General features: G+C 55.8%; 12 protein-coding genes and 1 riboswitch. Of the genes, 3 read left to right on the top strand and 9 right to left on the bottom strand.

Going from position 1 to position 16,416, the window contains the following annotated elements; translation table 11 throughout:
• Positions 1–148 precede the first annotated feature (148 nt).
• From ACYAC5_RS12925 to chiP, 5 genes are read right to left on the bottom strand one after another with little or no spacing between them, the layout of a single operon-like run.
• Positions 149–2,014: a GNAT family N-acetyltransferase gene (locus ACYAC5_RS12925; RefSeq protein WP_462061875.1), complete on the bottom strand. Its 1,866-nt coding sequence runs from the start codon at positions 2,012–2,014 to the stop codon at positions 149–151.
• The gene (galE, locus tag ACYAC5_RS12920) at positions 2,014–3,045 is read right to left on the bottom strand and encodes a UDP-glucose 4-epimerase GalE (protein ID WP_462061874.1); all 1,032 of its coding nucleotides are present in this window, start codon (positions 3,043–3,045) and stop codon (positions 2,014–2,016) included. Before galE ends, ACYAC5_RS12925 begins: the two co-directional genes overlap by 1 nt.
• Positions 3,046–3,101: 56 nt before the next feature.
• Positions 3,102–4,226 (bottom strand): sugar efflux transporter, encoded by a 1,125-nt coding sequence (locus ACYAC5_RS12915; RefSeq protein ID WP_462061873.1) that lies wholly within the window; start codon positions 4,224–4,226, stop codon positions 3,102–3,104.
• Positions 4,227–4,279: 53 nt separating this feature from the next.
• Complete coding sequence (locus tag ACYAC5_RS12910; RefSeq protein ID WP_462061872.1) at positions 4,280–6,943, bottom strand: family 20 glycosylhydrolase; 2,664 nt, start codon at positions 6,941–6,943, stop codon at positions 4,280–4,282.
• A gap of 51 nt (positions 6,944–6,994) precedes the next feature.
• Complete coding sequence (gene chiP / locus ACYAC5_RS12905) at positions 6,995–8,392, bottom strand: chitoporin ChiP (RefSeq protein ID WP_192233354.1); 1,398 nt, start codon at positions 8,390–8,392, stop codon at positions 6,995–6,997.
• Between the two features lie 266 nt (positions 8,393–8,658).
• Positions 8,659–8,754, top strand: a riboswitch (TPP riboswitch).
• Between the two features lie 33 nt (positions 8,755–8,787).
• Here chiP and thiM point away from each other — a divergent pair.
• The 3 genes from thiM (at position 8,788) to fbaB (ending at position 11,570) form a co-directional block, all read left to right on the top strand.
• Positions 8,788–9,573: a hydroxyethylthiazole kinase gene (gene thiM / locus ACYAC5_RS12900; RefSeq protein WP_280171875.1), complete on the top strand. Its 786-nt coding sequence runs from the start codon at positions 8,788–8,790 to the stop codon at positions 9,571–9,573.
• Positions 9,570–10,370, top strand: coding sequence for a bifunctional hydroxymethylpyrimidine kinase/phosphomethylpyrimidine kinase (gene thiD, locus ACYAC5_RS12895; RefSeq protein WP_280171874.1), 801 nt, complete (start codon positions 9,570–9,572; stop codon positions 10,368–10,370). Before thiM ends, thiD begins: the two co-directional genes overlap by 4 nt.
• A 147-nt stretch (positions 10,371–10,517) precedes the next feature.
• Entirely contained in the window at positions 10,518–11,570 is a 1,053-nt protein-coding gene (gene fbaB, locus ACYAC5_RS12890) for a class I fructose-bisphosphate aldolase (RefSeq protein ID WP_192233358.1), read from the top strand.
• 156 nt (positions 11,571–11,726) lie between these two features.
• Here the strand turns inward: fbaB and ACYAC5_RS12885 are convergent, their stop codons facing one another.
• The 4 genes from ACYAC5_RS12885 to ACYAC5_RS12870 all read right to left on the bottom strand — a co-directional run bounded on the left by ACYAC5_RS12885 (position 11,727) and on the right by ACYAC5_RS12870 (position 16,395).
• Entirely contained in the window at positions 11,727–12,413 is a 687-nt protein-coding gene (locus ACYAC5_RS12885; RefSeq protein WP_462061871.1) for a GntR family transcriptional regulator, read from the bottom strand.
• 98 nt (positions 12,414–12,511) lie between these two features.
• Positions 12,512–13,972, bottom strand: coding sequence for a mannitol dehydrogenase family protein (locus ACYAC5_RS12880; protein ID WP_462061870.1), 1,461 nt, complete (start codon positions 13,970–13,972; stop codon positions 12,512–12,514).
• 44 nt (positions 13,973–14,016) lie between these two features.
• Positions 14,017–15,300 carry an MFS transporter gene (locus tag ACYAC5_RS12875; protein ID WP_101763341.1) on the bottom strand — a complete coding sequence of 428 codons (1,284 nt, stop codon included), beginning with the start codon at positions 15,298–15,300 and terminating at the stop codon, positions 14,017–14,019.
• Between the two features lie 84 nt (positions 15,301–15,384).
• Positions 15,385–16,395 (bottom strand): Zn-dependent oxidoreductase, encoded by a 1,011-nt coding sequence (locus tag ACYAC5_RS12870; protein WP_462062979.1) that lies wholly within the window; start codon positions 16,393–16,395, stop codon positions 15,385–15,387.
• Positions 16,396–16,416: the final 21 nt, after the last annotated feature.

Below are 16,416 nucleotides of genomic sequence, written 5' to 3'. Positions count from 1 at the left end.
AAATCCGGAGCGCAATTAGGCCCGTTTTCTGGCGTAATAAATTTGATAAGTATCAAGGTGATTAAAACTTTGCTTATTTCACCGCGCTTCTGTTGCTTCCGGTGCGAATAAAAATAGATTCGCACCGGATTATTTGATCGCGGAAGGATTACAGCGTTAGCGCCATAAACACGATTTCATCACTAAACCGTGCAACCTCCTGTTTCATACTGCTCACCACCTTAAAACCTTTCTTGCGATAGATCATAGCTGCCGGGTTCGATTGCCAGACGCATAAGGTGATGCGGCGCATTTTTTGCTGTTTGGCTTGATCCTTAAGCTTTGACAAAATTTGATTGAAATAGCCTTTTCCCTGTTCCTCTGGCTGCAGCGCCACGCTGCAAATGAAGAAATCATCCGGCTGGCGGTGCTGATTCACGAAACTGTCGTAAGCCACATCCAGTGGAAAAACCTCCTGACGATAGCCATATTGCACCTTGATGCGATCGTAATCCTGAATCGGCGCAGCGTTAACGAAACCCACCATTTTTCCCTGCGGATTATAAATCACGGCAATCTGTTGCAGGAAAGGCTGGATATTTTGCCGCAGCTGTAGGGTGGTTATATCAGTGGCATAAATATTATCGACCGAGCAGTATTCCAGATAGCTGGTGGTGAAAATTAATTCCGCCATCGCGAGCTGTTCTTGCTTGTCTGTAATACTTCCCGGTTTGAAGATCAGTGGCGACGCTTTCTGACCATCAATCGGCTGCCAGAAATCACCTGCTTTAATATTCTTTGCGGTAAGCGCAATTAAAAAATCGCTGAATAATGCATTCACTTTATCCAGTTGCGGATCCTGAGAGAGCACGCCGTAATAGTGATAATAGGGAATTTCAGCGCGCAGCTGCGGTGCATAAGCAATTTGCAGGATATCGCATTCAGAAAGCAAAGGTACCAGTTCACCCAACTGCAGAGGATCGCTTAATTGCCAGTCGCGTTGTGCTAGCTGAGTAATCGTATGCTGATAATACTGCTGCTCTTCACCACTTAGCGGGCGACGTTCACCGCTGAGAATATCCTCCGTCAGGCGCATGCCTTTAATCCCGCTCACGCGATGCTGCTGAACATCAAAACCCCATACGGCAAACCGGCTGAAATCCTGATGGCTGAGCTGCGTGACCTGCAATTGCTCGCACCATAACTGGTAAAAAGGTTCGAAGATGGCGCGTTCGCTTTCCGGCGTTTTTGCTGGAATTGGCTGAGGCCAGCCGCGATACACCGCACAGAGCCGCCGTTGTAAGTTCTGCAACACCGGATTGTTTTGATGACTGATGATCATGCCGGTTTCATCGGTGAAGAGATTCAGCCAATTTATTTGCTGCTGTTCTGCCGTAAAATCAGGCAGTTCAGGATGACAGAGAAACAGCGTCGCAGGCCGAGCAGGAAGTGTATCGGCATCCAGATAAACGCCGCCGCACTGATTGAGAATCGCCAGGCGGAAGAAGTCAGAGAGCGTGGCGTAATAGCGCTTGTCATGCAGTTGCTGCAGCACATCGATCAGCGCGCCATCAAATGACTGCATCAGTGCGCTCAGGCTGTTGACCTGCACCAGCGCATCAGGCAGAAACAGCGTGCCAGCATGAAAGGGGCTGTTTCCCTGCTGAGCGACGAAGCGATCCTCTGCCGCCAGCTGCTGTGCATTCCACACCCATAGCGTTTGCCGGAAATCACTGCGACTGGCTTCTATCGCGCGTTGCCATTGGGCAATGGTGCGGTTGATGTTGAGTGGTGATGGTCCGCCGAGCCAGACGCGATGGAGCGTGCATTCATTACCTGTCAGTCGGCTGGTGGGCACCGCGAACATCGAAGAGAGTTCCGCAACGCACACCTCGTGCGGCTGATGTTCCACTTGCCACTGTTTAAACTGCCGTAATGCTTGTTGCCAGTCTGCTGTCGCGGGATAGGTAAAGCGCTTTTTAAGCGCGGCGAGTTGGCGTTCGTAGTGAGGTAAAAACGTTTCGCGCGTCATCATCAGATTTCGCTCCCGGTTGGTTGAGCAACATAGCCTTGCGGATTCTGCGTATGCCAGCGCCATGCGTCGCGCAGCATGTCTTCGAGGCCGCGAGTTGCTTGCCAGCCCAGTTCTTTTTTCGCCTGCCCGGGATCGGATAAGCAGATGGCGACATCGCCGGGACGACGCGGGCGCATATCGAGCGGCACGCTTCGGCCGCTCACCTGTTCAAACATCTGCACGATTTCCAGCACCGAGTAGCCTTGTCCGGTACCCAGGTTGTAATGGCGATAGCCCGGTTTGAGATGATTTAGCGCCTGAATATGTCCTTCGGCTAAATCCATCACGTGGATGTAGTCGCGCACGCCGGTGCCGTCGGGCGTTGCATAGTCATCACCAAATACCGGCAGATGGCTTCTTAGTCCATTGGCAACCTGAAACAGATAGGGCAGCAAATTGTTGGGAATCCCTTCAGGATGCTCACCAAGCTGGCCGGAGGGATGTGCGCCGGCAGGATTGAAATAGCGCAGTGCGGTAATGGCTAACTCAGGTTGTGCATCAACCACTTCACCCATGATCTTCTCCACCATATATTTGGAGGCGCCATAAGGGTTGGTGGTATTGCCGGTATCACAGTTCTCACACAGCGGAATCTTTACCGGAATGCCATAAACCGTGGCGGATGAGCTGAAAATAAGTTTTTTCACCTGATGCTGCTTCATGGTTTCCAGCAGCATTAGCGTTCCGGCAATATTGTTTTGATAATACTTCACCGGTTTCTGCAGCGATTCATTTACCGATTTCAGCCCAGCCATATGAATAACCGCATCAATCGGCTGATGGCTAAATACCAGATTTAGATCGGCGCGGCGGCGAATATCGCCCTGATGAAACGTCATTTTCTTTCCGCTTAACGCTTCGACACGCGTTAAGGCCAGCGGTGAGCTATTACACAAATTATCCAGCACGATCACACGATGGTTTTTCTGCAGCAGGCTAAGGGCAATGTGTGAGCCAATATAGCCCGCACCGCCAGTAATTAAGACATTCATTTACGTACACTCCATGTGTTTTGTTGCGCGCAGCGGTGCGCGACGAATGAGGGTGTTTAAACATTGTCGACCTTTGTTATCAGTAGTAATGACATCACCAACAGCACACAGGCTGCCGGCCAGATGGCCAGCGGTGAGACGGTGGTGATAATTCCCTGTAAAACGCCAGCCAGCAGCACGCCGATGGACATCGAATTGGTATACAGCGTGGCCGCCATTCCCTGACGATGTTGCAGTAAATCCTGAAACCAGAACATGCCAACGGTAGCGATGATAGCGATGAAAATGGCATTGAAAATTTGCAGTAACATCAGTGGGATAAAACTTTGACTGAAGTAAATTCCCACATAAAACATCATGCCGCACAGCATGGCTGCCTGCATTTGCGTTTTCTTACCCCAGCGTTTGAGCATGCTGGCGCTGAGCAGCATGATCGGTATTTCCAGCGCCGCGGCGAGGCCAAAAAGCACGCCACTCCAGTCGGCAGACAAGGTTGGCTGCTCTGCCAGATGCAAAGGAAACGCAATCAGATAGAGTGCGCTGCAGCTCCATACCAGCAAGGTGGCAAACATCAGGAAGCAAAGGTTTTGCCCCAGCGGCTGCCGGTCCGGTTGCTTTGCAGGAGTAGCGCTTGCCAGCCGCTCGCCAGGCGGCAAGGTGACAGCCAGCAGCGTCACGCTCAGTAACAGCACGAACATGACGGCATACAGCCAGGTGAAGCCGGCCAACTGAACAATCCAGAATGCCAGCGGTGGGCCGAATACCCACGCCAGCGAAAATTGCGCGCGTAAAATGGCGCTGAAAGCATTGTCACTGCGGGTTTGCCGTGCCAGCGCGAACAGTTGCGGTATCGCCGCACTGCCGCAAGCATTGAGCAGCGAGCCGAGCGAAATTAACAGCAGATAATCGCGGCAGAAGATAAACAGCAGCGCATTGAGCGCCTGTGCGAATAAGCACAAGAGCAGTAGCGGGCGACGCTGCGTGACACGATCTGAATAACGGGCAATCAGTAAGCTCATCGCAATACCGCTGAGCGCATTAACGCTGTAAAAGGCGCCGATTCTCCAAGCTGCTACGTTGAGTTCAACTGCCAGAAATAAGCTGAGCGTCGGAATGAACAGGGCGCCGCTTAAACCGGCACCCAGCGCAACAACATAAAAAGAGAAGGTTGAGTGTTTCATCGACATCCTTGTCAGTGTTCGCCCCAGGCACTCCAGCGAGGGGCAGAAAGTTTTTAAAGTGCTTCAGCGCGGCTGAAGCGTTTGCCATCCGGACTCACGCTACGCACCCAGACTTTATCGCTAGCCGTAATCGCCGGTTTAGCATGCGGTTGATAACGCTGCCAGCGCTTACCCTTATCCAGGCTATACTCCAGCGGCAGACCCGGCAGCGCAATGTTCATGGTCAGTGTGCCATTCTCGACGCGCGCACCCGGCACCGGTAAACGGTAGTGAATACCGGCTTTATCCATCTTGCCTAGCTCACGCTGGCCTAACAGGTTGGCGAAACGCTGCCAGTCCTGATTGCGCTGCTGCTGGTTAACGAAGTGGGTTTCACCTCCTTTAAAGGTGCGACCTTGCTGATAATTCAGCTCCCACTCCGCGCGATGCCAACCGCGTTCGGCCACCGACAGCAGGCGCGGGAATACCATGTAATCCATCTGCTGATCGGTACGCGTGGTTTCACTCCACAGCTGTACTGAAATGCCGTATGCGCCTGACCACGGCTTATTCGAGGTGGCATCAAAGGTCTTCCCGTCGCGATCCACCGAGGTTTCAGCGTTCTGCGGCAGGTTGTCCGGCGCGAAGCCAAACATCTTGCGCTCATCGCTGAAGCGTGTGCCCCAGTAATAGCCGCGCTCGTTAGGATTCACCTCATACGGGAAGTCCATGTAGACGTAATCCGGATTGGAGATCACCACTTCATAATCTTTCAGCGTCCAGTCGTTGGCGGTGTCAAAGCCGCCCCAATAGAGCGTGTCCCAGAAGTTAACGCGTACGCGCGAAGTGGCGAAGGCGTGCGCGTCAGTGGCATCTTTCAATCCATCCTGCCAGGCCTGCATCACCGGAATGCCGTGCGCTTTCACCATCTTGCTCACTTCCAGCGCGAAGTGACTTGGCAAGTGCTCCAGATCTTCCACCTTGCCGGATTTCACCACCGCCTGGCAGACCTGAGATTTTGCCCAGGGTTTGTCCTCTTTGCTTTGGTCTAAAATGCCCGTTCCCGCTTTCGGGTTCTTAGCATCGCTGTAGCCGCTACCGAGGCGAATGTTTTTCGCTTCATCACCGCCAAAGTGCCAGGTGGTCAACGGTTGGCCGGCTTCGCGGTGCATCGCCTGCACTTCACCCATTACTTTATCGACAAAGCGCTTCGAGGAGTCGAGACAAGGATTGAGATAGCTGGTGCGGTCGTACAGCTGCACGGAACGGGTATTCGAGGTATCCGTAGGATCCACCAATCGATATTCACTGGCCTGCTGCGGTTTACCTGCTTTCATCAGTTGCTGATATCGCGCCTCCATAGAGATCACCGCCGCGCGTGCATGCGCGGGCATATCGATTTCCGGGATCACTTCGATGTTGCGCGCCTGCGCATATTTGACGATCTCGATATAATCGGCGCGGCTGAAATGTCCGGTTCCGTTGTTATTCGTGAACGGGCCGGAGCCCAATTGCGGCAGCAGGCATTGCTGCTCAGTCAGATCGTGACAACGCTTACTGCCCACGTCGGTCAACTCTGACAGACCGGGAATTTCGATACGCCAGGCTTCGTCATCGGTCAGGTGGAAGTGGAATTTATTCATCTTCCACGCCGCCATTTGATCGAGCATGCGCAGCACCGCTTGCTTGCTGTGGAAATTACGCGCCACATCGAGGAAGGCACCGCGATAGGCAAAGCGCGGTGCATCTTTCGCTTCGAGCGTGGCGATAATCGGTTTACCTTCAGCCGGCACCAGCGACAGTAACGACATTAAGCCGTAGTAAACGCCAGCCTGATCGTAACCAATGATATCGGTGCCGCGCGGCGTAATACGCAGTTCATAAGCACCGGAAACCGCATTTGCACCCTGGAAATGATTAACGGCGATACGGGTATGAACCGCATAACCCGCTGACTGCGGTTTGAGCCCCATCAAATCGAAACGCTGTTTAACCGCATCAGCCTGGTTGTCCGCCAATACCTCAAGATGCAAGGCAACGCCACGGCTCAGATCGACATCCGCCGCATGAACTTTCACCGAACGCGGCGTTGGGGTGATTTGTCCGCGCAGCGCGCTGGCAGGCAGTTGCGCCACATCGGCATTCTTTGAGAAGCGACTTTGCGGCAGCATTAGCACGTTTTTATCGTCGGCAATGCGCTTCCATTGGCCGCCAAACGGCTTAACAAAGTCGCTGAGGTTTTCGGTATCGGTGCTGGTGATAATTTTTGGCGTGGCATTGGCGGCGGTGACATACCAGCGCGGCATCACGTCGGTGATAAACAGCTGCCAGTATTCATTGACGATAGGGATCTCAATCGACTCACCCGCCGCGATACCTTTGAATTTCTCCGTCGGTTCCAGACGGGTTAAATCGCCGACGATATGAGTCATTTTGAACTGATCGTTATCCACCCGCAGCGTTTCGTGCACGTTGCTCATGTAGATTGCCCAGTTTTTACTGGTGAGCGCCGGACCGTTGTTGGTCAGCGTGATGGTAGCGGTGTTGCAGGATGCCCAATCGGCACCGAGTTTCGCGCAGTTCACGCCGTGATCGGCCGCCTGGTTGTCAGTGACCTGATACTGCACGCCGAACTGACTGATTTGATCGACGACCTGCTGATTACTGCGCGGGGATGAACTGCAGGCGGCAAGGCTCATCACGCTCAGCGCCAGTAAACTGATTTTTAACTTTTTCATGTTGTTATCCTTCTCCACGGAGGTAAGTCTCTGGCTCCTGCCAGATCGGGGTCAAAACAGGGTGAATGGCGCGACGACCATAAATTTGATGTCTTTCTCGTCCTGGAAGATGTTGCCGTAGCCGCCGCTATAGCTGGGAAGATCGCTGTGATTGTCGTAGCGGGTGTAGTGCAGTTTGAATTGGGTGTCTTTGGCGCGGCCTTGCTGGATGGTGTAAACCAGGTCGAGGCTCCATGCGGACTCTTTCAGGCGCTGATTTTGGTCGTACAGGGGATTGGTGGAAGGCTTCGCGTCCCAACCGTAGGCGTACGATGTACCGACTTGCCAGCCAGGTAATTGCCAGTGTCCCAAATCGACCATCACACCGGCGAAGAGCGCTTTCTCACCGTTGGCGTTCCAGTCCGAGCGTGAATCCCACCACACATCCATGCGGCCATTCGAGCTGGCGTAAGACGGCGTCATACGTTGCAGGAAGAAGCCCTGATTACCCTCGGCTTTTACCCATGTGCCTTCCAGGCGGAAATCGAACGCGCCGAGCGTGTAGCCGAACGTCAGCGCCTGCAGCCACGCGAGGCCATCGTAAACATCGTTCACCTGGCCAACGCCGCTGTTGTCACGATCCTTCGCGCCATAAAATTGATAACTGGTGCGCAGCGGTGCATCGGCCAGCGGCAGCTGATAAGAGGCTTTGGCGAAATACTGATCCATGTAATTCGCCGCCTGGCCGTAGGCGCCTTCCAGCACCAGCGCATTTTTAAAATCGTATTTGGCACCAAAGGATTGCAGCCACGGAATCTCCGTCACGCCATCGGCTTTACGGAAGTTGTACATGTCGCGATACCACGGCGCTTTGTATTCGTCAGTCCACATCCAGGAGACGGAAAGGGCGCCGGCGTCGCTAAAATCAAAGGTGGTGCCGGCCTCAACGCCGCGATAGGTGCCGGGCAGGAAGCTCCAGTGCGGTGCCAGCAGCGTCTGCCCGGTGGGCTGCAGATAGCCTGCGCGCAGCCAGTTATCCTGCCATTTTGCCTTGATGGCGGCTTTATAGAGACTTAAGCCGCTCTTATCTCCGCTCCAGTCCTCATCCCAGCGCGTACGGGCATTGCTGAAACCAATTTCATTCGGTGCCGCCGGGCCGCCGTTGCTTAACTCCAGCGCGCCAAACGCTGCCAGATCGAGGCCGATCACCTCACCGGCGTAACCGGATGAGAAGTCGAGATTGGCATTCGCAGAGGCGTGATGCAGATTGGCATCATACTGACCGTACGAGCCTTTTTGCGGATCCATCTCTTTGCGATCGCGCTGGCGTTGCCAGTAAAACAGATTGCCAGAGAGAGTGGCGTCTTCGACAAAACCCACGGCGTGTGCGGAGGGAACCGGCACAAAAGTGCCGGCAAACAGGGCAGAGACAATGGCCGCAGAGAGCGGCGCGCGTGGAATCCGACGCATAGCAAATCCTCCGTGATGCTTCCATGAATAATTAACAAATCCGTATTGTTTCGTCATGAAACAAGTTGCCGGCGATGCTATTTTTCGCGACGCGAATTATCAATGGAATTTATTACAAAGTATGACGCAGCACGCAAAAAAGCGTCGTTTTAAGGCGTTTTATCAATAAGTTACATGAATGTGTAATTTGTTGCTTTGTGAGCCAGATTCCAGGAAAGCGGCGTTTACTTGCTTTACCCCAACTTGTTCCCTATGCTCGCCAACGTAGTTTTGACTCGGGGTGCCCCTTTAATACAGGGCTGAGATACACCCGCCGACCTGATCTGGATAATGCCAGCGTAGGGAAGTCAGATGCCTGACCGCATTCGCCTTCTTGATCGCCGGTTGGGAGCCTTATGAAACAGCCTGACCTTCTTTCCCCCGCGCAACTCGCGCACTCTCTGCAATTGCTGCGTCAGCAAGCGCCGCTGGTGCACTGCATGACCAATGACGTGGTGCAAACCTTTACTGCCAACGTGCTGCTGGCACTGCAAGCTTCGCCCGCGATGGTGATCGATCCTGAAGAAGCGGCGCAGTTTGCCGGTTTTGCCGATGCGTTGTTGATAAACGTAGGTACGCTGACGCGCGAACGTCGTGATGCGATGTGGGCGGCGGTGCAAGCGGCGCAAACCGCAGGCACGCCGTGGACGCTGGATCCGGTGGCGGTCGGCGCACTAACGCTGCGCACCGCATTCTGTCAACAGTTACTGAGCCTGCAACCGGCGGCGATTCGCGGTAACGCTTCAGAAATTCTCGCACTGGCGCAACAGGCTAGCGGCGGACGCGGTGTCGACAGTCTGCATCAGGCCGATATCGCGTTAAGCGCTGCCCAGCAGCTGGCGCGTGATTACCACACCGTTGTGGCGGTGACCGGTGAAGTGGATTATGTCACTGACGGCGTGCAGACATTCGCCATCCCCGGCGGCAGCCCGCTGATGACGCGCGTGGTTGGCACCGGCTGCGCGTTGACGGCGGTGGTTGCCGCCTGCACCAGCTTGCCGGGCGATCGCCTGCAGCATGTCGCTGCGGCCTGCCGCGTGATGTCGCTGGCGGGTGAGCAGACAGCGCGCCAGGTCGCCGGGCCAGGCAGCTTTGCCGCTGCTTTCCTCGATACGCTGTGGACGCTGGAGGTCGAGGCATGAAACGCATCAATGCATTGACCATTGCTGGCACCGATCCGAGCGGCGGCGCAGGTATTCAGGCCGACCTCAAAGCTTTCTCCGCGCTGGGCGCGTATGGCACCAGCGTCATCACCGCGCTGGTGGCGCAGAACACCTGCGGCGTGCAGTCGGTGTATCGCATCGAACCTGATTTTGTTGGCGCACAGCTCGATTCGGTGCTGAATGATGTGCGCATTGATGCTGCGAAGATAGGCATGCTGTCCGAAACCGCTATTGTCGAGGTGGTCGCCGAGCGGCTGAAACGGGCCAGCCTGCCGTTTGTGGTGCTGGATACGGTGATGATTGCCAAAAGCGGCGATGCGCTGCTGTCGCCGGATGCGGTGGCGAGCGTGCGCGAATTGCTGCTGCCGCAGGTATCGCTGATCACACCAAACCTGCCGGAAGCCGCCGCGCTGCTGGGACGCGCGATGGCGCAGGATGAGAAAACCATGTTGCAGCAGGGCGATGCGCTGCTCGATCTTGGCTGCGAAGCGGTGCTGATGAAGGGCGGACACCTTAGCGATGCCGAAAGCCCGGACTGGCTGATTACCCGCGACGGACGTCAGCGCTTTACCGCGCCGCGCGTCAATACGCGCCACACGCACGGCACCGGATGCTCGCTTTCAGCCGCGCTGGCGGCGTTGCGTCCGCGCCATGATTGCTGGGCGGCAACGGTCGCTGAAGCCAAGGCGTGGCTGCAACAGGCGCTGCTGCACGCCGATTCGCTGGAGGTCGGCAAAGGCATTGGGCCGGTGCACCATTTCCATCAATGGTGGTAGGGCGTAACGCCAGATTGCCGCTTTTTCACTGCGCATCCGTCTGAAAAATGGAGTCAGCAATTTGCCAGCCTGGCGCTTTCCGGTCCAGGCTGTTGGGGGCGAATCGGCAACGGCCGGTTCCAATCCAGCCATTTATCAGGAGCGAACATGACGGACATCGTACAGTTATTGGGCAAAGAGGCGGATAGCCTTCTTCAACATCGCTGCATGACCATTCCAGCGGATAGCCTCTATTTACCCGGCGCGGATTATGTTGATCGCGTAATGATCGACAACAATCGTTCTCCTGCCGTACTGCGCAACATGCAAACGCTGTACAACACCGGACGTTTAGCCGGCACCGGCTATTTGTCGATTTTGCCGGTCGATCAGGGCGTTGAGCACTCGGCGGGCGCATCCTTTGCGGCCAATCCAGCTTATTTTGATCCAAAAAACATTGTTGAGCTGGCGATTGAAGCCGGCTGTAACTGCGTCGCCTCTACCTACGGCGTGCTGGCTTCGGTTTCTCGCCGCTACGCGCACCGCATTCCGTTTATGGTGAAGCTAAACCACAACGAAACGCTGAGCTATCCGACGCAATACGATCAGACGTTGTACGCCAGCGTGGAACAGGCCTTTAATCTGGGCGCGGTGGCGGTTGGCGCCACCATCTACTTCGGTTCCGAACAATCACGTCGCCAGATTGAAGAGATCTCGGCGGCTTTTGAACGTGCGCACGAGCTGGGCATGGTGACGGTGCTCTGGGCCTATCTGCGTAATGATGCGTTCAAGAAAGAGGGCGTCGATTACCACGCCAGCGCCGATTTAACCGGCCAGGCCAACCATCTGGCGGCGACCATCGGTGCGGATATCGTCAAGCAGAAGATGGCGGAGAATAACGGCGGCTATAACGCGGTGAAGTTTGGTCACACCGATGAGCGCGTCTACAGCAAGCTGACTACGGAAAACCCGATAGATTTGGTGCGTTACCAGCTGGCGAACTGCTATATGGGACGCGCGGGTTTGATCAATTCCGGCGGCGCTTCTGCGGGTGAAACGGATATCGCGGAGTCGGTGCGTACGGCGGTGATCAATAAGCGTGCCGGCGGCATGGGGCTGATTCTGGGGCGCAAGGCGTTTAAGAAGACGTTGAAAGAGGGCGTGCAGCTGATTAATGCGGTGCAGGATGTGTATTTGTCGAAGGATGTGACGATTGCTTGATTGAGTGGGGTCTGTGCTCGCTGTCCCCCATCCCGGCCTTCCCCCGCGAGCGGGGGAAGGAGATGCTGCCATATGCGGCTTCAACACTTACATTTTGCAGCATCTTCCTCCCCCATTAATGGGGGAGGACCCAGGAGGGGGACCGCGAGCACTAAATCAAGGCGCCTCAAACCACTCACTATTACGCTCGGCAATCGGCGTAATGGTCAAAATCATCTCCTGCAGATGACGGCGCATTGCGCTTTCAGCTGCCTCAACATCATGCTCTTTCAACGCGTTATAGATATCTTCATGCTGCTGAATCAAACGCTCCGGCGGTGACACTTCGCTCAGGGTCAGAAAGCGCACGCGGTCCATGGTAGCTTTAATGTTCTCCACCGTTTCCCACGCCAGCAGGCAATTAATCCCTTCAGCAATTAAGCGGTGAAACTCATCGTCCAGCCCCAGGAAAGCCTGGCTGTCATGACGTTCAGCGGCGAGACGCTGCAGCTGCAGGTTATGCTCCAGTGCCATCAATCCGGTCGCACCCATCTCCTGCGCGGCGCGGCGAACCACGGCGATCTCTACCGCTTCCCGGATAAAACGACCGTCGGCCACGCGCTGAGCGGAGATTTTGCGCACGAAGGTGCCGCGCTGCGGTAGCACCTGCACCAGTCCGGCTTCCGCCAGCTTGATAAAGGCTTCACGTACCGGCTGACGTGACACGTTAAAACGCGCCGACACTTCCTTCTCCGACAGCAGCGAGCCCGGATGAATAACGCAGGTCACAATATCTTTGCGCAGATAACGATAGATCTGCTGATTTACCGGTTCGCTGGTGGTTATGGTATAGGCAGTCGACATGCAGCAATATCCGTATTACGGCTGGCATCTGCCAGCCCGTTAAGAAAGGTTCAGTCTAATCAGCACGCTGCGTCTGCGCTACACATTTGTGCAGGCGCTTAGCCTTGTGTGACGAGGCTTTGAACGGTGGCGCGCGCGCCCTGTTTAACCAGTTGCTGATAGAGTTCAGTCACGCGTGAGACAAAGGCGGGCTGCTGCTGCAGATCGTCACCGAACACGGCGTTGAGGCTGAGCAACGCCTTAACGCGTGGCGCACCGTCCTCACTGTTTGCCACAATGTCCGCCAGCTGATCTTTCAGCGGATCGCGAATCTCCATGGCCTGACCTTGCTCATCCACGCCGCTGACGTAGCGCATCCAGCCCGCCACGCCCAGCAACACGAAATCGCACGAGGTGCCATTGCGCAGATGCCAGCGCGCGCTATCCAGCAGGCGCTGCGGCAGTTTTTGTGTGCCATCGGTGGCGATTTGATAGGTACGATGTTTGATGGCGCGATTCTCGTAACGCGCAATCAGGGAATCAGCGTAGGCGTCGAGATCGACGCCTTGCGTGCGCAGCGTCGGCGCCTGATCCTGCAACATCAACGCGCGCGCCGCCGCACGATAGCTGGCATCCGCCATGCAATCGCTGATGTGTTCATAACCGGCGAGAAAACCGAGATACGCGAGGAACGAGTGGCTGCCGTTGAGCATCCGCAGCTTCATCTCTTCGAACGGCAGCACATCGCTGACCAGCTCCGCACCCGCGTTTTCCCACGCCGGACGTCCGTTAACGAAGTTATCTTCGATGACCCACTGGAAAAACGGTTCGGCTTCAACCGCCACCGGATCGCGGCTGCCCAAACGTTCCGTCAGCGTGTCGAACGCTGCATCGGTCATGGCCGGGACGATGCGATCAACCATGGTCGAAGGGAAAGTAATGTGCGCCTGGATATACTCCGCCAGCGCAGGGTTGTGGCGCGCGGCCAACTGGGTGATCACGTTGCGCGTGACATGACCGTTCTCTGGCATATTGTCGCAGGACATCACGCTAAACGGCGGCAAATTGCGTTCGCGGCGGCGGATAATGGCCGCCAGAATCAAGCCGGGCAGCGAACGTGGCTCACCAGGATGAGCGAGGTCGTGCACAATATCGGGATGATCGGGATTGAGCTTGCCGCTCGACGGCATGTAGCAATAACCTTTCTCGGTTACGGTCATCGAGACAATCGCCACGTCCGGCTGGCTCATCGCCTCGATCACCGCCTCAATGCCGTCGCCTTTGCCATGCAGCGCTTGCGTCACCACGCCAATCACCCGCGTGTGTAATCTCTCATCCGCCATTTCGGTTAGCGTGTAGAGCAGATCCTGCTGACGCAGCGCCTGAATCAGCGTGCCGCTGTTGAGATTCACTTCGCAATAGCCCCAGTCGCTGCCCTGAGCGGCCAGCTTATCGGTCGCCAGCGCCTGATGCGCGCGGTGGAAGGCACCAAAGCCGATGTGCACCATGCGGGTCTTGAGTTGGCTACGATCGTAAGCGGGGCGTTGGACATCAGCGGGGAGGCGTTCAAGCTCTAACATAGTCATTCCTTTTAGCAAATGGGGCGCTCAGCGCCCCATGAGATTTACACTGAAACCGGTTTATTGGTGGCTTTTGGTTCACGAATCACCAGCAGCACCAGCAGCGCACCGACGCCAGCCACCGCACCTGCGAGGATAAAGGCGCTGTCAAACTTACCGGAGTGCTGCACGATGAAGCCAGTCACCACCGGGCCGATCACACCGGACAAGCTACCAATCAGATGGATAAAGCCACTGATGCTGCCGACACGGCTTTTGTGCACCACGTCCTGCACAATCGCCCAGTAAATTGCGCCGGTGATGTAGAGGAAGAAGATCGAGATCGACATCATGATCACCGCCGAGTTGACCTCTTTTATCGTACCTGCCAGCGCCACGCAAATCGCCGCGGCGGTAAGTGAAACCACCAGCACAATTTTTCGTGAAAGCAGCAGCTTGCCGGTGATGTTGAAAATCTTATCGGAGATCCAACCACCCAGCGCCAGGCCCACGAAGCCAACAATCCACGGGATCATGGTGGTGATGCTCATCGCTTTGATATCGAGGCCGTGCGCCTGCACCAGATACGCCGGGAACCAGCTCAGGAAGAAGAACAGAATGTAGTTGTAGCAGAAGAAGGCAAAGGCGGTGACCAGAATGATCGGCTGGCGCAGATAAAAGCCTAAACCATGCGCGGCGCCGCTTGAGTCGATCACGTCGGCCGGTTCTTCGGCTTTCAGTTTTTCTACTAAGGCGCGCTCTTCTGCCGAGACGCGCTTACTTTTCGCCGGATTATCTGACGCGAAGAAGAACCACAGCGCCAGCCAGACGAAGCCAATCGCGGCGATCACTACAAACGCCGGACGCCAGCCGAACGACAGCGCCAGATAGCCAACAATCGGACCGGCAACCGCGCCACCCAGCGGTGAACCCGAGCTGAGTAAGCCCATTGCGGTGGCGGCCTGTTTTTTCGGGAACCAGCCGTTAATGGCTTTGTTCGCTGAGGCAGAGATGGGGCCTTCCGCCATGCCAAACAGCACGCGCAGAATCATCATCGACCAGAAGCCAGTCGCCATCGCGGTCAGGCCGCAGAACAGCGACCACATGCCAACGGCGGTGCCGAGCACGATGGTCGGGCCAAATTTATCCGTCGCCAGCCCACCGATGAAGTTAAACAGGGCATAACCGAAGAAGAAGCTGCCGAAAATCATGCCGAACTGCTCGGCGTTGATCATCAGGTCTTTTTCCACCAGCGGTACCGTCAGAGAGAGGGCGATACGATCAAGGTAGTTGATCATAAACACCAGGAACAACAGCAGTACGAGGGTCCAGCGCAGGTTCTTAAACATAGAAACTCCGTCATCGTCATTTTTTATAGTAATAATGCCGGCGGGTAAGGGACCGGCATGGGGACACCTGGTGTGCGGGTTAACTTAACCCATTTGTAGGATCACTTTGCAGCAGGTGCGGGGATCTTTTTCGAACAGCGTCATGGCTTGCTCAACGTCTGCCAGCGGGAAATAGTGCGTCACCAGTTTCTCCGGCTGGATCTGGCCTTGCTCAATCCACTCAATCACCTGCGGGAAGCGATTGCTGTTGAGACGCGAGGTGAACAGCGACAGCTCTTTGCTGGTGAGACTTTGCTGCGTGATGCTGCACGGCTCGCCAGAAAAACCCAGCAGGCCGATACGCGCCGCCGGTGAGGCGAGGGCGGCGGCTTCTGCCAGGATCGAAGGATGGCAGGCGGCGTCGATAATCAGCGTTGGTTGCACGCCTTCCAGCTGCGCGGCGAGCGGAATTTCGCTGTTGTTGAACACCTGATCGGCACCGTTTTCCTGCGCCAGCGCCAGCCGTTCTGGCAGACGATCAACCACCAATACCTGTTCAACGCCATACACGCCTTTCAGCACCTGAATGGCGGTAAGGCCCATTGGCCCGGCACCGTAAATCAGTGCCACATCGTTTGGTTGTGGTTTGAGGAAGGCGGTGATATTGGCCGCGATGGTGAAAGGTTCGACCATGCTGGCGAGTTTGTCGGGAACGCTATCCGGCAGGCGGAAGGCGTTTTTTGCTGGCGCCACGGCATATTCGCTAAAGCCACCGTCGCGGTGCACGCCAATCACCTGCAACTCTTTGCAGACGTTTGGGCGACCAATCGAGCAGGGATAGCAGTGACCGCAGCTGACCACCGGATCGACCGCCACGCGTTCGCCAATGCGGCTGGCGGCAACGTCATCGCCAACCGCATCAATCAGGCCAAAGAATTCGTGACCAATCACGCGTGGATATTTAGCGAAAGGATTGTGACCGTGCCAGATATGCACATCGGAACCGCAGATGCTGGCAAATTTCACCTTCACGCGTACTTCACCTGCAGCGGGTTGCGGCAGCGGACGCTCTGCCAATACCAGTTCGCCCGGTTGCTCAATCACTACACTTTTCATCATTTACTCCTTGCTGGCTGC

The organism is Pantoea sp. y20, from assembly GCF_054903455.1.
This window is presented reverse-complemented; position numbering and strand designations above follow the sequence as displayed.